The 20,704-nt window shown below is 68.9% G+C and carries 17 protein-coding genes; 7 read left to right on the top strand and 10 right to left on the bottom strand.

What is annotated here, in order from left to right; genetic code table 11:
* Positions 1–21 precede the first annotated feature (21 nt).
* The 3 genes from AC3DEZ_RS01855 to AC3DEZ_RS01845 all read right to left on the bottom strand — a co-directional run bounded on the left by AC3DEZ_RS01855 (position 22) and on the right by AC3DEZ_RS01845 (position 2,855).
* On the bottom strand, positions 22–435 hold the full coding sequence (locus tag AC3DEZ_RS01855) for a GntR family transcriptional regulator (RefSeq protein ID WP_488386688.1): 414 nt from the start codon (positions 433–435) through the stop codon (positions 22–24).
* 160 nt (positions 436–595) lie between these two features.
* Complete coding sequence (locus AC3DEZ_RS01850) at positions 596–1,912, bottom strand: metallophosphoesterase (RefSeq protein ID WP_488386687.1); 1,317 nt, start codon at positions 1,910–1,912, stop codon at positions 596–598.
* A gap of 193 nt (positions 1,913–2,105) precedes the next feature.
* A complete protein-coding gene (locus tag AC3DEZ_RS01845; RefSeq protein ID WP_141454827.1) occupies positions 2,106–2,855 on the bottom strand; it encodes a GntR family transcriptional regulator in 750 nt (249 codons plus the stop codon).
* A 136-nt stretch (positions 2,856–2,991) separates the two neighbouring features.
* Here AC3DEZ_RS01845 and zwf point away from each other — a divergent pair, with 136 nt between their 5' ends.
* The 5 genes from zwf to AC3DEZ_RS01820 all read left to right on the top strand — a co-directional run bounded on the left by zwf (position 2,992) and on the right by AC3DEZ_RS01820 (position 11,996).
* Entirely contained in the window at positions 2,992–4,470 is a 1,479-nt protein-coding gene (gene zwf / locus AC3DEZ_RS01840) for a glucose-6-phosphate dehydrogenase (RefSeq protein ID WP_488386686.1), read from the top strand.
* A gap of 4 nt (positions 4,471–4,474) precedes the next feature.
* A complete protein-coding gene (pgl, locus tag AC3DEZ_RS01835; RefSeq protein WP_488386685.1) occupies positions 4,475–5,194 on the top strand; it encodes a 6-phosphogluconolactonase in 720 nt (239 codons plus the stop codon).
* 163 nt (positions 5,195–5,357) lie between these two features.
* Entirely contained in the window at positions 5,358–5,876 is a 519-nt protein-coding gene (locus tag AC3DEZ_RS01830; RefSeq protein WP_488386684.1) for a c-type cytochrome, read from the top strand.
* Positions 5,877–6,189: 313 nt separating this feature from the next.
* Positions 6,190–7,920, top strand: a complete 1,731-nt coding sequence (locus tag AC3DEZ_RS01825) for an ExeM/NucH family extracellular endonuclease (protein ID WP_488386683.1) — start codon at positions 6,190–6,192, stop codon at positions 7,918–7,920.
* Positions 7,921–8,288: 368 nt separating this feature from the next.
* A complete protein-coding gene (locus AC3DEZ_RS01820; RefSeq protein WP_488386682.1) occupies positions 8,289–11,996 on the top strand; it encodes an indolepyruvate ferredoxin oxidoreductase family protein in 3,708 nt (1,235 codons plus the stop codon).
* Between the two features lie 56 nt (positions 11,997–12,052).
* Here AC3DEZ_RS01820 and AC3DEZ_RS01815 read toward each other — a convergent pair whose 3' ends face one another.
* Positions 12,053–12,874 (bottom strand): hypothetical protein, encoded by an 822-nt coding sequence (locus AC3DEZ_RS01815; RefSeq protein WP_488386681.1) that lies wholly within the window; start codon positions 12,872–12,874, stop codon positions 12,053–12,055.
* A 386-nt stretch (positions 12,875–13,260) separates the two neighbouring features.
* Here AC3DEZ_RS01815 and AC3DEZ_RS01810 point away from each other — a divergent pair, with 386 nt between their 5' ends.
* Positions 13,261–13,983: an iron-containing redox enzyme family protein gene (locus tag AC3DEZ_RS01810; protein WP_488386680.1), complete on the top strand. Its 723-nt coding sequence runs from the start codon at positions 13,261–13,263 to the stop codon at positions 13,981–13,983.
* On the top strand, positions 13,980–14,399 hold the full coding sequence (locus AC3DEZ_RS01805) for a VOC family protein (RefSeq protein ID WP_488386679.1): 420 nt from the start codon (positions 13,980–13,982) through the stop codon (positions 14,397–14,399). The genes AC3DEZ_RS01810 and AC3DEZ_RS01805 overlap by 4 nt, the downstream gene beginning before the upstream one ends.
* 51 nt (positions 14,400–14,450) lie before the next feature.
* Here the strand turns inward: AC3DEZ_RS01805 and AC3DEZ_RS01800 are convergent, their stop codons facing one another.
* From AC3DEZ_RS01800 to AC3DEZ_RS01775, 6 genes are read right to left on the bottom strand one after another with little or no spacing between them, the layout of a single operon-like run.
* Complete coding sequence (locus AC3DEZ_RS01800) at positions 14,451–15,464, bottom strand: Rieske 2Fe-2S domain-containing protein (protein WP_488386678.1); 1,014 nt, start codon at positions 15,462–15,464, stop codon at positions 14,451–14,453.
* Positions 15,461–16,573, bottom strand: a complete 1,113-nt coding sequence (locus AC3DEZ_RS01795; RefSeq protein ID WP_488386677.1) for a GNAT family N-acetyltransferase — start codon at positions 16,571–16,573, stop codon at positions 15,461–15,463. Before AC3DEZ_RS01795 ends, AC3DEZ_RS01800 begins: the two co-directional genes overlap by 4 nt.
* Positions 16,570–17,733: an ATP-grasp domain-containing protein gene (locus AC3DEZ_RS01790; RefSeq protein WP_488386676.1), complete on the bottom strand. Its 1,164-nt coding sequence runs from the start codon at positions 17,731–17,733 to the stop codon at positions 16,570–16,572. The genes AC3DEZ_RS01795 and AC3DEZ_RS01790 overlap by 4 nt, the downstream gene beginning before the upstream one ends.
* A complete protein-coding gene (locus AC3DEZ_RS01785; RefSeq protein ID WP_488386675.1) occupies positions 17,715–18,572 on the bottom strand; it encodes an MBL fold metallo-hydrolase in 858 nt (285 codons plus the stop codon). Before AC3DEZ_RS01785 ends, AC3DEZ_RS01790 begins: the two co-directional genes overlap by 19 nt.
* Positions 18,559–19,560 carry an NAD-dependent epimerase/dehydratase family protein gene (locus AC3DEZ_RS01780; RefSeq protein ID WP_488386674.1) on the bottom strand — a complete coding sequence of 334 codons (1,002 nt, stop codon included), beginning with the start codon at positions 19,558–19,560 and terminating at the stop codon, positions 18,559–18,561. Before AC3DEZ_RS01780 ends, AC3DEZ_RS01785 begins: the two co-directional genes overlap by 14 nt.
* Positions 19,557–20,573 (bottom strand): beta-ketoacyl-ACP synthase 3, encoded by a 1,017-nt coding sequence (locus tag AC3DEZ_RS01775; protein WP_488386673.1) that lies wholly within the window; start codon positions 20,571–20,573, stop codon positions 19,557–19,559. Before AC3DEZ_RS01775 ends, AC3DEZ_RS01780 begins: the two co-directional genes overlap by 4 nt.
* Between the last annotated feature and the right edge of the window lie 131 nt (positions 20,574–20,704).

Raw genomic sequence — 20,704 nt, 5'->3', positions numbered from 1 at the left:
GGAAAAACGAGCGTAGACGCGTCAGGCGGATTTTTTCCTGGGCGCGATGACGCGCAGTTCCTCGTCCAGCCGCGCCAGCGCGCGGTCAGGCGGGTAGTCGAGGGCGATGACCTCATGCACGAACGCCTGCACCGCATCGTCCATGCGCCGCTCGCGCTCGGCGTCGCTCAGGCGCTGGCGCGGCGTGGCCACGAACAGGCCCAGACCCTGGCGCGATTCCAGCCAGCCTTCGCTGGTCAGTTCGGCATAGGCCTTGGCGACGGTGTTGGGATTGATCATCAATTGCTGGGCAAGCCCGCGCACGCTGGGCAGCTGCGCGCCCGGCTTGAGTTCGGCGGTGGCGATCTTCATCCGCACGCCGTCGACGATCTGCTTGCTGATCGGACGCGGATCGCCGGTGGCGATCTGGATCATCAATGCCTGGGTACGCGCCATGGGACACCTCAATCAACTGTACTAGCACGCACAGTGCGGTTGGGTCGTTCGTGCCGTCAAGAACCCGGAGTCCGTGTTGCGACGAAAGCCCCGACGAGGGACGTGAAAGCGGTTCCCGCGCGGACGAGAATCCGTTCCCCGCGGGAAGAACCCGGTGGCATCAGTACGGGTGTGGCAGCGCGGACAGGCGACGCATCTCGCGCAGCATGGCCACGAACAGGGCACGGTCGGCCGCCTGCGAGGGTTCGAAGTCGCGGAGCCGCACGACCGGTCGCGCTTCCAGGTGCCGCGACACGGCCAGTTCGATCACACGGGGCTGGCCATCCTCGAAGACCAGCACCTGCGATCGCGCACCGGGCTGATTCACGTCGACGGCAATGATCCGGCCCTCGTGCAGGAAGCTGATCCGGTCGACCAGAGTGTGGCCCACCACGATCCGTTCGGCCCGGAAGCGGTCGAGGATGGCGTCCATGTCGCTGCGCCCGATGCGGGGATATCGTCCGTCCACCGCCATCAGGTAGCCGCGGAACTGGGTAATGCCCTCCAGGCCAAGCACCGCATCCAGCGCGGGTGCCCGCGGGCGCGCCGATGCCGAAGCGGCCGCCCAGTAGGCACGCATCGCGGCATTGAAGTGCCCGGGGTCGGCGGAGACGGACGCGGCTTGCGGGGATATCCCGCCGTGCGCGAACAGGACCGCTCCCAGTCTCGACACCACCGGCTGCCGGCGGAGCCAGGCGCCGATCACGGTATCGTCATCGAACGCGTCGATGGATTCGCCCATTTGCCGCAGCGCGTACAGATGCTCCGGGTGCGCGCGCGACCCGTTGGTGCGCAGCATGTATTGCTCATGATTGCCCAGCACGAGATGGACCTCGCCACCGGCCCGCTGCGCCTGCAACGACAGGTCATGCAGGCGCCAGAGCACCGCGAACACGTCGCGGCCACGGTCCACCGCGTCGCCCAGAATGATCAGGTGCCCGTCGCCATAGATCCATTCACCCCGCGCATCGGTGATGCCCAGGGCCGGCAGCGCGGCATCGAGGAAGCCGGCGTTACCCTCCAGATCGCTGAGCACGGCCACGCGCGCGGGCATCGGCGCGCTGGCCGGCACGTCCCGCGGTTGCCGCAGATCAAACCGCATCCGCCGCCCGGCGCAGGTGATCGACAACTGTTCGCCCGTGCCGGTTCGTGAAACGGCGCGATCCTCGCAGAACCAGCGGGCGCGCCAGCTGCCATCCGACGCCCGGCGGACCACCGGCCCCTCCAGGAATCCGTGGATCGCGCCTCCGTCACCGGTGCCCGAATAGATGGGCAACGCGATGCTCCGGTTGGCGCCGAGCGGGACCAGCAGGCGGCGATGCGCGCCGCTCTCGCTCGTCTCCACCTGCGCCAACGCCATCGCCCAGGCGAGCCATGCGGCCAACACCGCCATCAGCGCCAGCGACAGCTTCAGCGCTCGTCGGATTCCCTTCCCCATGTCCGTTCCGATCCCTGCGCGCCGGCGACTTTACCGGCACACGCAGGATGCGGTTTCCGCGTGACCGCCGCAAAGTCCCGCGACGTGAAGCCGGCGAAGGCGGATGCATGCCCGCCCTGGCGCGACGAATCCGGTCGGTCGGTGGTGATGCGGCACGCCGGGTGCGGAAAGTGTCCGCCCGGCTACCCGCTCTCTACTCGCTCTGCAGTTCGGCGACGAAGTCGTAGGCGTCGCCGCGGTAGTACGAACGGGTGGACTCGACCACCCGGCCGTCTTCAAGGAAGGCTCGGCGTTCGACCAGCAGGCCGGGGGCGCCGACCGGCAGTTCCAGATGGCGCGCGGCTTCCTCGTCCAGCGCGACCGCGCGCAGGCGCTGCAGCGCGCGGCGCGGGCGGTTGCCATGCGCGTCGAGCGCCTCGTACAGCGAGGTGGTGACGGTTTCCGGATCCGGCAGCAGCGACAGCGGCACCAGGGTGCGTTCGATCGCGATCGGAGCGCCGTCGACATGGCGCAGGCGGTACATGCGGACCACGCCGCTGCCCGGCGACAGGTTGAGCGCCATCGATTCTTCCGGCGTCACTTCGCCGACGCTGCGCTCCAGGAACTTCACCTGCGGATTGAGACCGCGCTCGCGCAGGTCGTCGGTGAAGCTGGTCAGCCGCGAGAACTGGCGCAGGATGCGCTCGGCGACGAAGGTGCCGGCGCCCTGCCGCTGCACCAGCAGGCCGGCCTCGATGAGTCCGGCCAGCGCCTTGCGGATCGTCACGCGGGACAGACCCAGCAGGTTGGCAAGATCGCGTTCGCTGGGCAGGGCCTGGCCCGAGCGCAGCACGCCGGCGTCCATCAGGTTCTGCAGGGCTCGGCGCAGGCGCAGATAAGCCACCGCGCGAGTGGACTCGCCGGTCTGCAGGCGGTGGTATTCATCGAACAGGGCTTTTTGCATGGGCCTGAACATACCACTCACGTACCAATAAAGGCAATATCAGCCGACAGATGGTTACATTGGCCTGATTCATTGGTCAGTGTGGTAGCCCGGTGGTATTGTTCCCTCCAACCTGACAAGCAAACGAGATTCCGACGTGACCGCCAAGACCCTGCCCGTCGACCCTTTCGATCTGGTGATCTTCGGAGGCACCGGCGACCTGGCCCTGCGCAAGCTGCTGCCCGGCCTGCTGCGCCGCTATGCCGACGGTCAGATCCGCGAAGACAGCCGGATCATCGGCGTGGCCCGCGACAAGCAGTCCGACGCCGACTACCGCGCCAAGGTGGGCGAAGCCCTGCAGCGCGCGGCCGGCAACGACGAGGCGCTCAAGGCCAAGCTGCCGGCGTTCCTGGACAAGCTCGGCTACCACGCGCTGGACGCGACCAAGGACGAGGGCTGGGAAGACTTCGCCGCCGCGCTCAAGGCCCATGGCGACCGCATCCGGGTGTTCTACCTGTCGACCAGTCCCAGCCTGTTCGTGAACCTGTGCGACCGCCTGCGCGCGCACGGCCTCAACGGCGGCCAGTCGCGGGTGGTCATCGAAAAGCCGATCGGCCATGACCTGGCCAGCGCGACGGTGATCAACGACGCGGTCGGCAGCGCGTTCGCGGAAAGCCAGATCTTCCGCATCGATCACTACCTCGGCAAGGAAACGGTGCAGAACCTGCTGGCGCTGCGCTTCGCCAACATCCTGTTCGAACCGCTGTGGAACGCCAACCACATCGATCACGTGCAGATCACCGTGGCCGAAACGGTCGGCCTGGAGAAGCGCGCGACCTATTACGACACCTCCGGCGCGCTGCGCGACATGGTCCAGAACCATCTGCTGCAGCTGCTCTGCATGGTGGCGATGGAGCCGCCGGCGGCGCTGGAAGCCGATGCCGTGCGCGACGAAAAGCTGAAGGTGTTGCGCTCGCTGCGCCCGATCACCGCCGACGAGATCAGCCACATGACCGTGCGTGGCCAGTACCGCGCCGGCGCGGTCAACGGCATGGCGGTGCCCGGCTACCTGGACGAACTGGGCCGCGAGGATTCGCGCACCGAGACCTTCGTGGCGCTGAAGGCGGAAGTGGACAACTGGCGCTGGGCCGGCGTGCCGTTCTACCTGCGCACCGGCAAGCGCTTGCCCGAGCGGGTCTCCGAAATCGTCATCGCGTTCAGGCAGATCCCGCATTCGATCTTCGAGCACGGCGCCGGCCCGGTCATGGGCAACAAGCTGGTCCTGCGCCTGCAGCCGGACGAGGGCGTGAAGCTGTGGCTGATGATCAAGGACCCGGGTCCGGGTGGCCTGCGCCTGCAGCACGTGCCGCTGGACATGAGCTTCGCCGAGGCGTTCGGCGTGCACCAGCCGGAAGCCTACGAGCGCCTGCTGATGGACGTGGTGCGCGGCAACCCGACCCTGTTCATGCGCCGCGACGAGGTCGAGGCCGCGTGGAAGTGGATCGACCCGATCCTGGGCGCCTGGGAAAACCAGCGCGAAACGCCCAAGCCCTACACCGCCGGTTCGTGGGGACCGAGCGCGGCGGTCGCGCTGGTCGAGCGCGATGGCCGGACCTGGCACGAGGACACGGTGTAAGCGCGTGACGAATTCCCCCCTCTCCCCCGTCACGCCTGATCTGATCACCTTCTCCGGCAGCGAGGCGCTGGCCGGCGCGCTGGCCGCGGCCGTCGCCACGGATCTGCGCGCGGGCATCGAAGCCCGTGGCGGCGCGCTGCTGGCGCTGTCCGGCGGCACCACCCCGCGCCGCTTCCTGCAACATCTGTCGGAACAACCGCTGGACTGGGACAAGGTCACCGTCACCCTGGTCGACGAACGCTGGGTGGCGCCGGACAACGATCGCTCCAACGCGCGCCTGCTGGCCGAACACCTGCTGCGCGGCGCGGCCGCGGCGGCGCATTTCCTGCCGTTGTTCCGCGACACGCCGGAACCGGAAGACGCCCTGCCCGAACTGGAGCGGCGCTTCGCCGGACTGCCGGCGGCGTTCGACGCGATCGTGCTGGGCATGGGCACCGACGGCCATACCGCCTCGTTCTTCCCCGGCGGCGATCATCTGGCGGCTGCGCTGGATCCGGCCTCGGCCGCCCACCTGCTGCCGATGCGCGCGCCCGGTGCCGGCGAGGCCCGCATCACCCTCACCCTGCCGGTGCTGCTCGCCGCCCGCCACCTGTACCTGCACATCGAAGGCGCGGCGAAGCGGGACGTGCTGGACGCGGCCCTGGCCGAACCCGCCATGCAGGCGCCGATCGCCGCGGTACTGCGCCAGGCCCCGGCCCCGGTGCGCACGTACTGGTGTCCCTGAGCCCGGGCGGTTGAGGCAAAACCGGCCACCCTGCTTATAATGGGCGCCTTGCCTCGGGCGCCCGCGCCCGGCATCTGCCCGCGAATCCGTCCGGTGATGGTTTCCGGCTTCCCCGTTTTTCGTAGCCAAGCGCGGTTTCCGGCCGTGCTGCCAAAGGTGGAAAGTGCGTAATTACGACCTCGAATTCCTGAAGCATTTCTCGATGGTGATCGGCTTCCTGGTGGTGGTCACCCTCGGCCTGATCATCGGTGCGCATTTCCTGCACTCCTCGATCCCGGCGGAAGTGAACCCGCAGGCCGCCAAGCGCACCGAGGGCCGCATCGCCCCGTCGGGCGCGGTCTACGCCGGCGCCACCGGTGCTGCGGCCCAGGCCGCCGCGCAGGCCGCCGCCGTCGCCGCCGCCGCTTCCCAGGTCGCCTATGGCGGCACCACCGACGGCCAGGTGATCTTCGACAACCTGTGCGGCGCCTGCCACAAGAACGGCACCGGCAACGCCCCGATGCTGACCGCCGCCGGCATGGGCGCGCGCGCCGCCAAGGGCAAGGACACCCTGTACAAGCACGCCATCGAGGGTTTCACCGGTCCGGACGGCGGCATCATGCCCCCGAAGGGCGGCAACCCGGCCCTGACCGAAGAGCAGATCCACGCCACGGTCGACTGGATGCTGGCCAACGTGAAGTAAGCCTCCGGCTTGCCCGCGATACTGAAAACGCCGCCTTCGGGCGGCGTTTTTCGTTGGGGGTCTGGACGCTGTGCCGGGAGCCGGCGCCTTTCAGCAGCCGCACGGCTGGTCAAGGGGACTGACAGTCTTCCCACCCGCACGATCCGGCTCTGCCTCCCTTTGAAGCGCTTCCCGGCAACCGAATGGCCGGTCAAACGAGGGACCAAGGGGGATTGGCCCGCCATTCGATGGTTGGGGAGCGTTGGCGCCGTGCCCATCGCGCGTCATCCCCGCTGGCTATCATGTCCGGCTCGACCACCTGCCAGCCGATGCCATGTCCCTGCGCCGCTCACTGCTCGCCACCGCCCTGCTGACCTGCGCCACGATGGCCGGCGCCGGAGAAGCGGGGGTCATCCCCATCGGCCAGGTGCAGGGCACCGGCGCGGCCAGCCCGCTGGCGGGCCGGACGGTCACGGTCGAAGGCGTGGTCACCGCCGATTTCCGACAGGGACTGGGTGGCTTCTTCCTGCAGGATGCCGGCGACGGCGACCCGGCGACCTCGGACGCCGTGTTCGTCCCGCTGGCCTTCGATGCCAATGCCGACGACGGCGAGACACCGAAAGTCGGCCAGCGCTATCGCGTGCGCGGCGAGGTCACCGAACTGGAATTCGGCAAGCAGGGCAGCCGGCTGACCGCGATCACACCCATCGACATCGAGCGGCTCGGCGCACCGGCATCCGCGCTTGCCCCGGTCGTGCTGGCCGCCGCGCCCGCGGACTGGGAAGCGCTGGAGGGCATGCGCGTGCGCATCGCCGCGCCGCTGACCGTCAGCGGCACCGATCAGGTCGAGCGTTTCGGCGAGCTCACCACCGCCTTCGAAGGCCGGCTCTGGCAGCCCAGCGAAGTGGCCGCGCCGGGCAGCGATGCGTTCAAGCGGGTGCTGCAGGACAACGCCCACCGCCGGCTGACCCTGGACGACGGCCGTGGCGATCGGGATCCGCAGGCCGTCTCCTGGCTGGACGAACATCCCATCCCGCGCGTCGGCACCGTATTGAAGGACGTGGAAGGCGTCGTCGACGAGCGTCACGGCAGCCATCGCCTGCAACTGACCCGGCCGCTGGCACTGTCCGCCATCGCCTATCCGGTCGCGCCGCGGGTGCCGGGCACACTGAAGATCGCCGCGTTCAACCTGGAGAACCTGTTCAACGGCGACGGCCAGGGCGGCGGCTTCCCGACCCCGCGCGGCGCGAAGACACCCGCGCAACTGCGGGCGCAGCTGGCCAAGCTGGTCGCCACGGTGCGCGCATTGGACGCCGACGTCGCGGCGCTGATGGAACTGGAGAACGACGGCTACGGCCCCGACTCCAGCCTCGCCCAGTTCGTCGCCGCCCTGAACGCGAAAGGCGACGATTGGCGCTTCATCGACGCCGGCCAGGGGCCGGGACCGGACACCATCCGGGTCGGCCTGATCTATCGCGCCTCCCGGGTCACGCCGGTCGGCAAGCCCGCCGTCCTGGAAGGCGGTCCGTTCGGTGACCGCAGCCGGGTGCCGCTGGCGCAGGCGTTCCGGCGCGGGCAAGGACCGGCGTTCGTGGTCGTGGCCAATCACTTCAAGTCCAAGGGCTGCTCGGAAGCCACCGGCGCCGATCAGGACCAGGGCGACACCCAGGGCTGCTGGAACGCGCTGCGACTGGATTCGGCGCGCCGCCTGGACGCCTGGCTGAAGCAGGACCCGACCGGCCAGGGCAGCGCGATGAAGCTCATCCTGGGCGACTTCAACGCCTACGCGATGGAGGATCCGGTGCGCTGGCTGCGCGAGGCCGGCTGGCGCGATGCCTTCGCCGTGGCCAAGGTGGAGCAGCCCTACAGCTACGTCTACAGCGGCCTGACCGGCCGCCTGGATCACGCCCTGCTCACGCCCGCGCTGTCGGCGCGCCTGCGCGGCGCGGCCGAGTGGCATCTCAACGCCGATTCGGCGGACAGCGCCGGCTATGTCCACGGCGACGCCGGCCAGCCCTGGCGCAGCTCGGATCACGATCCGCTGCTGTTGGGGTTTGACCTCTGACGGTCTGCGGTTTCTCGCTGCTTTCCTGATGCTTCGCGGCTTCGTCTGACCCTGCATCAGCAGGGTTTGACGGATGATTTGTGCTTCGCGCCAGGAGCAAGCGCTTTTCAACCGCCGCATGGCTGGTCAATTCCCCGTCGCCTTCGGCGCCCGCCCCCTTTTGCAAAGGGGGCCAAACGGCGCGCGCGATGCCTGAACTCTCCTGCTTTGCCTCCCCCTTGACCAGCCATGCGGCGGTTGAAAGCGTAAAAGGAGGACCGAAGGAGATTGGCTCCTGAACCAGGCCCGCAGGACCCCGCTGCTACAATTCGCGCCTTTCGCGTCCGGCCTCCTGGCCGGATCACGCCAGCCGCTCCAGGGGCCAGCCCATGACCAGCACCGCCGAACTGACCTCGCCGTCATCCGCCAACACGCCGCAGATCGGCGTGCTGGACAACGACTACACCCTCGAACACAAGTACACCCGCACCGATGGCCGCATCTACCTGAGCGGCGTGCAGGCGCTGGTCCGGTTGCCGTTGATGCAGCGGCTGCGCGATCAGGCCGCCGGGCTCAGCACCGCCGGCTTCATCAGCGGCTACCGCGGTTCGCCGCTGGGCGGCTTCGATCTGGAGCTGTGGCGCGCGCGCAAGCATCTGGAAGCGGCGGCGGTGAAGTTCACCCCCGGCCTCAACGAGGATCTCGGCGCGACGATGGTCTGGGGCACGCAGCAGACCAACCTGTTCCCCGGCGCCAAGGTCGATGGCGTGTACTCGATGTGGTACGGCAAGGGCCCGGGCGTGGATCGCTGCGGCGACGTATTCAAGCACGGCAACGCCGCCGGCACATCGAGGCACGGTGGCGTGCTGGCGCTGGCCGCCGACGATCACGCCTGCCGCAGCTCGACCCTGCCGCACGGCTCGGAAGACGAGTTCGTCAGCGCGATGATGCCGGTGCTCAATCCGGCCGGCGTGCAGGACATCCTCGACATGGGCCTAGTCGGCTGGGCGATGAGCCGCTACACCGGCCGCTGGGTCGGCTTCAAGACGATCGCCGAGACGGTGGAGTCCTCGGCCTCGGTGGAAGTGAATCCGTTCGCGCGCACCATCCTGCTGCCGGAGGATTTCGACATGCCCGCCGGCGGTCTCAACATCCGCTGGCCGGATCCGCCGCTGGACCAGGAGATGCGCCTGCACCGCTACGCGGTCAAGGCCGCGCAGGCGTTCGCCCGCGCCAATGGCATCGATCGCATCGTGCTGGATTCGCCGCGCGCGCGGTTGGGCATCGTCACCACCGGCAAGAGCTACCTGGACGTGCTGCAGGCGCTGGAGTATCTGGGCCTGGACGAGCGCGCCTGCGCCGACATCGGCATCCGCGTCTACAAGGTCGGCATGACCTGGCCGCTGGAACCGATCGGCATCGCCGAGTTCGCGCGCGGGCTGGAAGACATCGTGGTGGTGGAGGAGAAGCGCGCCTTCATCGAGCGGCAGATGAAGGAGTACTTCTACAACTGGCCGGCCAGCGCGGGCCAGCGTCCGTCCATCGTCGGCAAGTACGACGAGGCCGGCGAGTGGATCCTGCCGTCCACCGGCGAACTCACGCCGGCCACCATCGCCGGCGTGATCGGCCGGCGCATCCAGCGTTTCTTCACAAATGAGTCCATCGAACAGCGCCTGCGCTGGATGGAGGAAAAGGAAGCCGAGCTCGCGCTGCCGCGCGCCAGCTTCCCGCGCGTGCCGCACTATTGCAGCGGCTGCCCGCACAACACCTCCACGGTGGTGCCGGAAGGCTCGCGCGCGCTTGGCGGCATCGGCTGCCACTACATGGTGACGTGGATGGATCGCGACACCGACACCTTCACCCACATGGGTGGCGAAGGCGTCACCTGGTCGGGGCAGGCGCCGTTCACCGAGACCGAGCATGTGTTCCAGAACCTCGGCGACGGCACGTTCTTCCATTCCGGTTCGCTGGCGGTGCGGCAGTCGGTCGCCACCGGCGTCAACATCACCTACAAGATCCTCTACAACGACGCGGTCGCGATGACCGGCGGCCAGCCGGTCGACGGCACCCTGAGCGTGCCGCAGATCGCCCACATGATGCGCGCCGAAGGCGTGGACACCATCGTCGTGGTCAGCGACGACGTGCGCAAATGGAGCCGGCGCGAGCTGTTCCCGACCGGCGTGGAATTCCACGATCGCAAGCAACTGGAAGAGGTGCAGAAACAGCTGCGCAAGGTGAAGGGCGTTTCCATACTCATCTACGATCAGGTCTGCGCCACCGAGAAGCGCCGCCGCCGCAAGCGCGGCAAGCTGCCGGATCCGGCCAAGCGCACGATGGTCAACACGCTGGTCTGCGAAGGCTGCGGCGACTGCGGCGTGAAGAGCTTCTGCGTGTCGGTGCTGCCGAAGGAAACCGAGTTCGGGCGCAAGCGTGAAATCGATCAGTCCAACTGCAACAAGGACTTCTCCTGCGTCAACGGCTTCTGCCCGAGCTTCGTCACCGTCCACGGCGGCAACCCGCGCAAGGGCAAGAAAGCCACCGTGGCCGAGAAGCTGGAGAACCTGCCGGCACCGACCTTCCAGTCCGATCTGGCGCAGCCCTGGAACATCCTGATCACCGGCGTCGGCGGCACCGGCGTGGTGACCATCGGCGCGCTGCTGGGCATGGCCGGCCATCTGGAAGGCAAGGGCGCGAGTGTGCTGGACCAGACCGGCCTGGCCCAGAAGGGCGGCGCGGTGACCACGCACATCCGCATCGCGCGCACGCCGGAGGACATCCACGCCGTGCGCATCGCCGCCGGCGAGGCCGATCTGGTGCTGGGTTGCGACATGGTGGTGGTGAACGACTACTGGGTGCTGTCCAAGGTGCGCGGCGAACGCTCTCAGGTGGTGCTCAACACCTACGAGGCGATGCCCGGTACCTTCACCACCCGTCCGGACATGCAGTTCCCGGCCACCGACATCATCACCGGCGTGAAGGTCGCGCTGGGCGGCCGCGATCCGATGCTGGTCGACGCCACCCAGCTGGCGACCGCGCTGATGGGCGACGCCATCGCCGCCAACCTGTTCATGCTCGGCTACGCCTGGCAACAGGGCCTGGTGCCGATTTCGTTCGACGCGATCATGCGCGCGGTCGAGCTCAACGGCGCGGCGATCGAGATGAACCGGCGCGCGTTCGCCTGGGGCCGCCTGGCCGTGGTCGATCCGCAGGCGGTGCAGGAAGCGGCCGGGCTGATCCGCAACACCCAGACCGAATCCGAGCGCACGCCGCGCAACCTGCGGATCCTGCCGCCGGGCGAGTGGGAAAGCACCGAGTGGGGCGCCAACGCCGCGCCGCGCAACCCGGACAACGAGAGCGAACTGCGCGGCCTTCCGGAAGGCGGCACCAGCGGTGGCGAAGTGGCCTTCCTGCCGCTGGATGACCTGCGCCTGTCGCGCTCGCTGGACGAACTTATCGCGCGTCGCGTGGCCTTCCTCACCGAGTACCAGGACGCCGCGTATGCGGCCCGCTACCGCGATCTGGTCACCCGCGTGCGCGGCGCCGAGAACATGAAGGCGCCGGGTTCCACCGCGCTGACCGAAGCGGTCGCCCGCTACTTCTTCAAACTGATGGCGTACAAGGACGAGTACGAAGTGGCGCGGCTGTACACCAGCGGCGAGTTCCAGCGCCGCCTGCAGCAGCAGTTCGAGGGCGACTATGAAGTGCGTTTCCATCTGGCGCCGCCGTTGTTCGCCAAAAAGGACGCGCAGGGTCGCCTGATGAAGAAGGAATACGGCCCGTGGGTGTTCAAGGCCTTCGGGTTGCTGGCGAAACTGCGCTTCCTGCGCGGCGGTACCTTCGACGTGTTCGGCCGCACCGCCGAGCGCCGCGGCGAACGCCAGTTGATCGGCGACTACGAACGCACGCTGGATCAGCTGCTGGCGGCGCTGGACGCGGATCGGCTGGGGCTGGCGGTGGACATCGCCAGCATCCCCGAACACATCCGCGGCTACGGCCACGTCAAGGAACGCCACCTGCACGAGGCCAAGGCGCGCGAGGCCGATCTGCTCGCGCGGTGGAACAACCCCAGGGCGCTGCACGTCGTCCAGGTCGCCTGACCAGAAAAAACCCCGCCTCGGCGGGGTTTTTACTTTCCCGGAACCGACGCGCGCGGTTACCGCCGGCGCACCGATGCGAGCGCGGCGCGCAGCGGCGGTTTCAACGGCAACGCCAGCTTGCGGTAGAAGAACGACAGCATCCGGCGTGAACGCGGCACCCGCCACGCCAGGCCTTCCTCGATGGTGTAGACACAGGGCGCGCAGGCGCCACAGGGCTTGCCGTTGAGCGGCCGATGGCAGAACCAGGTCATGTCCATGAGGGGACCCCATCCGGCTTCGTCCGCCTCGCGCGCCATCGCGCGCTTGTCGATCTGGAACAACGGGAAACCGAAGTGCTGGAACAGGATGTGCTCGGCGGAGCCCGCGTGGCGCGATGCGACGCGATGGCTGCGATAGCCGCCGACCGTCTCGAACGACTCCACCCGGTCGGCCAGCAATGCCTGCACCTTGTCGTCCACGTGCACGCTCAGCTCGATGCCGGCCGGCGCGTGCTGGCGACAGAACAGCGCCAGCCATTCGTACTGGCTGCCGATGTAGACGCGCGAGCGGACTTCGCGGAGCGCGTCGCCGACCACCGGATCGCGCGCCAGGTCCGCGACCCGGAACACCCGCAGCGGCCGCAACAGCGCGCGGGTTTCCGGATGGCCTTCGTGCAGGGCGTCGGTGATGCGCTGGATGCTCCTCCGTTCGGTCGCCGTCGATGCGCGTGCCGGATCCTCGAGGTAATAGGGTGTCACCGGCAATCGATGCTTCAGCAACAACCGCAACAACTGGAAGGTGGAATCCCAACCGCTGGTCCACAGCAGCGGGACGCCGCGTGCGGCAAGTCCCACGATGGCGTGGGCGGAAGGGAGGACCCGGATGTTCGTTTCCTGCATGTGCGCATGGCCTTCATGCCGATCGTCTCGGCGAGGTGGTAGTTGCATCCACAGCGGCGAGCGGAAACTCCCGTGCGGCGCGCTCCGATGCTAGCGCGGGTGGGCGAATGCGGCGTGCAATTCTCTTCACCCATCCGGGTGAACAGGCGCGCCATGGCCGATGCTTCATGCACGGATCATGTTTGTCGTGCCCTGGCGGCATCGCTGCACATCCATGAATACGCGATCGTCGCGCGATAAGCATGCACATGTCGCAAGCGCGTGAAGCCGCGCGGATTTCTTCTTTGCGTGCACGTTCTGCTCGCGCCGCGGATACCCATCATCGCCCACCGGGGTCAACGGCAACGCATCGCTGGCCTCGTCTTCCTTTCCCCCAGGAACGATTCATGCAAACCCAGGCAATGACCCGCGATCAATTCTGGCAGTTCGCCGACAAGGCCAAGGAAGCCACCGAAGCACTGGCCGCGCAGCGCATGCAGGTGCTCGAACATCTGTCCCCGGAGGCATTGCGCCACGTCTGCATCCAGTACCGGTTCTTCACCATCGACTACATCAGCGATCTCGCGCTGCTGGTCGCGCGCCTGCCGTTCGGCGGCCTGCGCAGCCTGCTCGGCCAGATCCTGGCCGAGGAACTGGGCGAAGGCGATCCGGCGCGCGCGCATCCCACCGTGTACGACCGCTTCCTCGCCACCATCGACGTACCGCGGGAAGAACTGGACAAACCACTGACGGCCAACGAGCGCATCCTCAAGGGACTGACCCGCGACATGGCCAACCACCCGATCGCCTTCGGCGTCGGCCTGCGCGGCATGGGCGGCGAATGCCTGTGCCAGACCTATCTGTCGGTGATGTTCGAGCACATGCGCCGCAATCCGTACCTGGTCGCCAACGCGGAACGCATCGACTGGGAGTTCTGGACCATCCACACCGGCGAAGAGGACATCATCCACGGCGAATTGACCCGCGCGGCCATCGATGAGTATCTGCGCCACGATCCCGGCGTTCTGCCCGAGCTGGCGCGCGGTTACGAACGCAGCATCTCGGCCTGGAACCTGTTCTGGCAGAACATCCTCAACACGTACACCCCGCAGCTGGAAGTCGCGTCATGAACGCCATCACCCAGTTCCACCTCGCCTTCCCGGTCCGCGATCTGGACGAGGCGCGCCATTTCTACGGCGACATCATGGGTTGCCCGCAGGGCCGCAGCGACGTGTCCTACCAGGACTTCGACTTCTTCGGCCATCACCTGGTCGCGCACATCGGCGGCGACGGCCAGCCGCTGCACAACGGTCGCTTCGACGGCGAAGCGGTACCGGTGCCGCATTTCGGCATGAACCTGGATCGGCCGGCGTGGGAAACGCTGGCCCGGCGACTGAAGGACGCGCGGATCGATTTCCACGAGGAGCCGCACCTGCGCCTGAAGGGCAAGCCCGGCCAGCACGTGACCATGTTCCTGTTCGATCCCTCCGGCAACGCGCTGGAGTTCAAGTCCTTCGACGACCCCGAGCAGACCTTCATTCCGTAACTCCCCCGTGGGCGCGACGTCAGCCGCGACCGCGTCGGCGGCAAGCCGGCATCAGACCCGCAGTTCGACCACGCGATCCTGCGCGGACGCGGGCAATCCCTCGCCGGCCCAGAACCGTTCCAGCGTCCCGCGCACCAGATCCAGCGGGGTGGACGCGCCACGCCGCTCGCCGAAGCGGCGCTTGTTGTCGCGCTGCAGGCGCAACATGCGCGCGTCCTGATCGTTCACCCGCTTCAGCAGCGGCCATACCAGCAGGCGCACCAGCCAGGCCGGCGCGCGTCGCCCTTCCACATGGAGTGCGACGAACACGTCGGTTTCTTCCGCCGAGTACGGGGTGAAGTGCAGATCGATCAACACCCGGCTGCCGTTGGCGTAGACGTATTCCAGTCGCGTGCTGCCAGGCGCGGCGTAGTACGCGCGCTCGGCGACGCGACGCGATTCGAACAACCGATACAGCAGGCCGGATTGCGCGCCGCTGCCCTGGTAGTCGACGCAGAATCCGCCCGGCGTCGTCCGCATCACCGCGGTGACCGGCATGCGCGTTCCCTCGCGCCGCACCAGACCGGCGTGCACGAAATGGGTATGCATCGGGTCCAGGAAATTCTCCATCGCATCGACCACGCCGGCCGGCCAGCGGGTCTGCCACTGGAAGCGACGCGTGGACGGATCCGTATCACGCACGAGTTCGCTGGGCGCCGCTTCGCCGGAGGGGCCGGGACGCACCCAGATGAAGCCGTCGTATTCGCAGGCCGGGAAGTTCCGCACGCAGACCGGCGGTGGTGACACGGATTCCGGCAGGCCGGGGACCGCGCGCAGCTGCCCGTCGGCATCGAAGGACCAGCCATGGTAGGGACAGACGATGCGGTCGCCCGCGATCCGTCCCGCCGACAGCGGGGCGTGCCGGTGCGGACAGCGGTCCTCCAGCGCGACCCAGCGCCCGTCCGCCAGCCGCGCCAGCGCCAGGTGGGTGCCCAGCAACGACACCGCGTGCGGCCCGCGACCGATCGCGGCGGCGCGGGCGACCGCGTACCAGTGCGCATTGAGCGCGGGATGCCAGTCGCTCACAGGCGATACCTCCGCAGCAGGGGAACGCCAATCCGGCGCGTGGCCTGGGACAGCACGCCAATCGCGGCGCGTCGTGGACGCGGCAGGTGCGCCGCCATCACCGCGCTGTATTCGATCGCCGGCACGCCGCCGCGGAAGCGTTTGAACTCGCTGGCGCCGGCGCTGAAGTTCAGTCGCCAGCCCCGGTGGCGGCAGGCGCGGTACGCGCAGGCGGTCGCCAGTCGATAGAGCCCGAGCTTCGGCGGCAGGGCGGTGTCGTAACCGACGATCGGCGCGGTCGCGGTGCCGGCGTGGCGGAACAGGCCCAGCACCGTCAGCAGCCGTCCGTCCTCGCCGCGGAAGCCCTCGAACTCCAGCAGTCCCGCCGCGTGCCAGGCGCGCAGGAACTCCGCCGTATAGGCCGGGCTGAAGCGCGAGTACTTGCCGAGGTAGAGCAGGGTGTACAGCTCGGCGATCCGCGCGTAGTCGTCGTCGGTGATGTCGGCGTCGCCGCAGGCGTTCAACGCGGTGCGCGTCAGTCCCCTCAAATCACGCCGCAGATCGCGATGGCGGGCCACGGCCGCGTCCAGATCCTCGTACAGGTAGACCTGGCGGCTGGCGATCAAGTGGCAGCCGGCGCGCCGCAGCGCATCCAGCCACGGTCCGTCGTCCGTCTCGTTGAGCGAGCGGAACCAGATCGCGTGGTCCGGCCAGCGCTCGGTCGCCTGCCGCAGCAACACCGGCACGTCGACCGAACGCGCGATCGGATACAGGTTGGTCGACAACAGCCAGTTGTTCACGGTGACCGCGCGATCCAGGCCCGCGCGCGCCACCAGGGCGCCGGTGCCCGCCAGCGCCGGCCGCAGCGCCCGCGCGGCCCAGCGGGGCAGGTAGCGTTCGCTTTCCTCGCCCGCGCAATCCACGTAGGTCGTGCGCGGCGAACAGACCCAGGCGTTTTCCGGTTCGGCATCGTGCACCGTCACCGGCAGGAGTCCGGCGCCGGTTTCGAGGGTCTCGATGCGGGCCGACAGATTGCGCACGAACCGGTCCACGCGCGCGCCGGCATGCAGTGCGGCGAAGGCCTGCGCGCGTTCGGCGAAACGATCCGGGTCGCGCGGCGTCACGCTCACCGTCCACCCCGCCCCAGGGGTTCGCCGTCCCATTCGATGTCGCGGGTCGCCGCTTCGCGCAGGTTGCAGCGCTGGCGCAGCGCCAGTCGCGCGTACGATCCCAGATCGCCGATTGATCCGATCACCGGCATTCGATCGCCCGGCAGCGCGATGACGTCGCGGGCGCGACGCCAATCCTGCCGCCAGGTTGCCAGACGCCCTTCCCGCCGGGCCGTCCACCAGCCGGCGGTGCGCATCAACGCCGCAATCATCCGCGCGCTGCCGGGCGCCGGCTCGCGCAGCGGCCCTTCGCCGCGCAGCGCCGCCGGCAGGTCCTCGTCGAATGCGAACAGGTGCAGGCCGCTGGTCGCGCGGGGGTTGCATTCCAGTACCCGATAGCGGCCATCCTCGCCAAGGATCCAGTCGAAGGAAATCTGTCCGCTGTAGTGGATCCCGCGCACCAGTCCGGCAACCGCGTCACGCAGCCGCGGATGCGCCTCGCCCGCGAAGTAGTAGCTGGAACTGCGCCGCAATCGCCAGCCGGGATGATAGACCGCGTGCGCCAGCAGTTCGCCGTCATGGGCGATGCCGTAGGAGCACAGCTCCCTGCCGTGCAGGTATGCCTGCGCCACCCACGGGCCCTGGACCGGCAACGGCGGCACGTCGACGGGCAGACCCCGTGGATGCAGGCGGACGTGGACCCCGAAGCGGGAGAATTCCGGCTTCAGCACCAGCCCGCGTCCGCCCGCCCAGGCGCGCGCCTCGTCCAGCGATCGCACCCGCGCGCTGTCGGGAACGTCCATCCCGTGACGGCGGGCGAGGTCGAGGAATTCCCACTTGCTGTGCAGGGTGCGGAGCTTGTCGAAATCATCCACCGCCACATGCAGTTCCTTCGGCAGGCGTCCACGCACATGCGAAAGGTGGAACGCTTCCTCGCAGGTGGGCAACAGCAGGTCGATGCGATGGCCGGTGGCGATGGCATCGAGATCGGCGGCGAACCCGTCCGGATCCCGGCGCGGAGATCGCAGCGCGTGGCTCGCGGCCACTGATCGCGACCAGCCCGACAGCCGGCACGGAATGCTGTCGGCGACATGCACGCGCCAGCCCTGCCGGGCGAAGCGCCGCGCATGATCCAGCGCGACCGGCGCGCGCGCGCCGAGGATCAGGACGCCGGGTGCCATGCCGCCTCCCCTGTCCGCGCGGGCCGCCATTCACGGCAATGCGACGGCACGATGCGGATGCGTGGATCCGCGGCATGCAGCGCGTGCAACCGCGCCAGCGTACGTCGGTAGATCGGCGTGTCACCCAGCCAATCGGTGACCATGCCCGGCGGCGGGACGTTGTCGCGGATCGCCTGGGTCGACCACGCGGCGTCGCCCACCAGGAACACCGGCCCCCGCGCATCCTCGAACCAGAGTCCGTAGTGTCCGGCCGCGTGTCCCGGCAGCGCGATCAGACGCGCGCTTCCATCGCCAAACAGATCATGGGCGATGCCGAAACCGGACAGCGATCCTTCCAACGCGAGCGCGGGGCTGTCCTCGAACCAGTGCAGGGTCGCCGCGTCACGCGCGCCGAGCAGGGCCGGCACCAGCCCCACCCGCAGCGCGCCCAGGCGCGAGCGCGCGTGCAGGTCTAGCCAGGCTTCCCGCGACAGCGCCACCCGCGCATGCGGAAAGTCGGCGAGGCCGCCAATGTGATCGGCATGCAGGTGCGATAGCAGGATCCAGGCGATGTCATCCGCGGCGATGCCGTCACGCCGCAACTGCTCTCGCAGCGCATCGCGCGGTTGCAGGCGCACCGGCGTCACCCAGCGGTACAGGCGTTCGGGAAACGCCTGCGTGGCCGCCATGAAATGTTCGGAGTAGCCGGTGTCGAACAGGATCCAGCCATGCACGGAGTGCCGCAGCAACGCCACCAACGCCGGAAACTCGCACGCCCGCAGCGGTCCGTCCCGGCGCGTGGCCCGCTCCGGATGCGTGCAGTGGCCCGCTTCGTAGAGACGCCACTCAAGCGCGGTCATGGCCGCTCCAGGCATTGGCGAAACCTTCCAGGCCGGCGGCGATGCCCGGCACCGGGCGGTAGCCCAGTTCCTCGCGCGCGCGACGGATGTCCAGCGTCTGCGCGTAACCGACCACGCCCAGGCCGTAGCGGGTCAGCTTCGGCTCCGGCTGTCCCGAACGCCGCAACGCGACCTGTTCGGCGATCCAGGCCGCCGCCAGCGCGGGACCGCGCGGCAGGGGCACCCATCGGACTTGGCGGCCCATGCGCGCGAACAGCGCCGACAGCAGATCCCCGACCCGCAGCGGCTCGCCGTTGGTCACGTTGTAGGCCTGCCCGGAACCGGTCCAGCCCTGCCCGACGCAATCGGCGATCAGGCGGCTCAGGTTGTCGACGCAGGTCACGTCGATCAGTGCCTCGCCACCGGCCACCAGCGGAAACCAGCCGCGCTCCGCCACCGCCAGCAGGCGCGGCAGGATCGCGCGATCGCCTTCGCCGAACACCGCGCGCGGTCGCAGGATCAGCGTCTGCAATGCACCGTCGCCGGCCTCGCGCACGCAGTCCTCGGACTCCCATTTGCTGCGCGCGTACTCGGTGATCCAGCGTCGTGGCGGGACGAAGGCTTCGTCGACGTCGTACTGGTCCCGGAAGCGGAAGTAGATGCTTGGCGAGCCGAGATGGATGAAGCGGCGCACGCCGCTGCGGCGCGCCGCATCGAGCAGGCGCCGGGTCGCCAGCACGTTGGCGCGCTGGAATTCCGCGCGCGGGCCCCACGGCGCCGACAGCGCCGCGCAATGCACGACCGTGTCGCAGCCGGCGAGCAGCGGCTCCAGCGGATCGGCGGCCAGATCCGCGCGCAGGATGCGGCGGGCGCTCTCCCGGTTCGCTTCCAGCCGCACCATCTCGCGTCCGCTCGCGGTCACCTCATGACCACGCAGCGCCAGCTCACGGACGACATGGCGGCCGATGAAGCCGCTGGCGCCGGTCACCAGGAGGCGATGCGTGCTCACAGCCGCAGCACCGCGCCCGCGAAGGACAGGCCGGCGCCGGACCCCACCATCGCGAACCGGTCGCCCTTCCGCAGCTCGCCGCGATCGATCGCGTGATGCAGCGCCAGCGGTATGGACGCGGCCATCTGGTTGCCATGGTCGGCGAGGATGCGCACCAGCGCGCCTTGCGGCAACCGCAGCGCGACTTCCAGATGGTCCAGCGCCTTGGCGCTGGCCTGGTGCGGCACCAGTTTGCGCAGTTCCTCCACCGGGACGCCCGCGCGCGCGAACAATCGCCGCATGAAGTCCGGCAGGCGCTGCGCCGCCAGTCGATAGGTGGCCTTGCCCGACATCTCGAACTTCGACGCCTCGGCATACGCGTCCACACCGTCATCCAGACGGACCCGGGTGCCACCCGCGCGCACCTGGCAGAACCCGGCGCCCTCGCTGTGGGTTTCCATGTGGGTGGCCAGCAGACGGGAATCGCTCATCCGCGCGTCGCCCTCCAGCACCACCGCGGCCGCACCGTCGCCGAACAGCGCGGCGGTGTCGGTGTCGTTCCAGTCGAGGCCGGCCGACGCCACCTCGCCCGCCACCAGCAGCACGCGCCGGAAGCGTCCGGTGGCGAACGCGCCGGCGACCAGATCCAGCGCCACCAGGAAGCCCAGGCAGGTGGCGTTGATATCGAATGCCGGAATCGTGCTGGCCGACAGGCCCAGTTGTCGCTGCACCAGCGCGGCGGTGCACGGGATCGCCTGCTCGGGCACGCTGCCCACGCTGATGATCGCGTCCATGCCGCCGGCTTCCAGGCCGGCGCGGCGCAAGGCCTCGTGCGCGGCGCGCGCGGCCATGAACGATGCGGTTTCGCCGGTATCGGCGAAGTACCGGTGATCGATGCCGACGTGGCGGCGGGTCCATCCGGCCGGCTTGCCCCAGCGCCGGTCGAAATCCTCCGACGGCACGCGCCGCGACGGCACGTATTCCCCCGTTCCCAGGATGCGCAGCGGAATGGCGAGGGCGATGTCCTGATCCATGATGCGGGTGGTTCTGTTCCGGGGCCGCCAGCCTGCGCGAGGGCGGGCCGGACGGCAAGCGGGATCCGCCGCGTGCACGCCATGCGCCACGCCCGGTATCACCTGCCGCTACCTGCCGCGGGTCCTTGTGG

The sequence above is a fragment of the Pseudoxanthomonas sp. 134C1 genome, assembly GCF_057773065.1.
This window is presented reverse-complemented; position numbering and strand designations above follow the sequence as displayed.

Bases quoted from the DNA above. Each gene is read 5' to 3' on its own strand.
- AC3DEZ_RS01855 (WP_488386688.1), bottom strand. From the start codon at position 435: ATGGCGCGTACCCAGGCATTGATGATCCAGATCGCCACCGGCGATCCG.
- AC3DEZ_RS01850 (WP_488386687.1), bottom strand. From the start codon at position 1,912: ATGGGGAAGGGAATCCGACGAGCGCTGAAGCTGTCGCTGGCGCTGATG.
- AC3DEZ_RS01845 (WP_141454827.1), bottom strand. From the start codon at position 2,855: ATGCAAAAAGCCCTGTTCGATGAATACCACCGCCTGCAGACCGGCGAG.
- AC3DEZ_RS01825 (WP_488386683.1), top strand. From the start codon at position 6,190: ATGTCCCTGCGCCGCTCACTGCTCGCCACCGCCCTGCTGACCTGCGCC.
- AC3DEZ_RS01820 (WP_488386682.1), top strand. From the start codon at position 8,289: ATGACCAGCACCGCCGAACTGACCTCGCCGTCATCCGCCAACACGCCG.
- AC3DEZ_RS01815 (WP_488386681.1), bottom strand. From the start codon at position 12,874: ATGCAGGAAACGAACATCCGGGTCCTCCCTTCCGCCCACGCCATCGTG.
- AC3DEZ_RS01810 (WP_488386680.1), top strand. From the start codon at position 13,261: ATGCAAACCCAGGCAATGACCCGCGATCAATTCTGGCAGTTCGCCGAC.
- AC3DEZ_RS01805 (WP_488386679.1), top strand. From the start codon at position 13,980: ATGAACGCCATCACCCAGTTCCACCTCGCCTTCCCGGTCCGCGATCTG.
- AC3DEZ_RS01790 (WP_488386676.1), bottom strand. From the start codon at position 17,733: ATGGCACCCGGCGTCCTGATCCTCGGCGCGCGCGCGCCGGTCGCGCTG.
- AC3DEZ_RS01785 (WP_488386675.1), bottom strand. From the start codon at position 18,572: ATGACCGCGCTTGAGTGGCGTCTCTACGAAGCGGGCCACTGCACGCAT.
- AC3DEZ_RS01775 (WP_488386673.1), bottom strand. From the start codon at position 20,573: ATGGATCAGGACATCGCCCTCGCCATTCCGCTGCGCATCCTGGGAACG.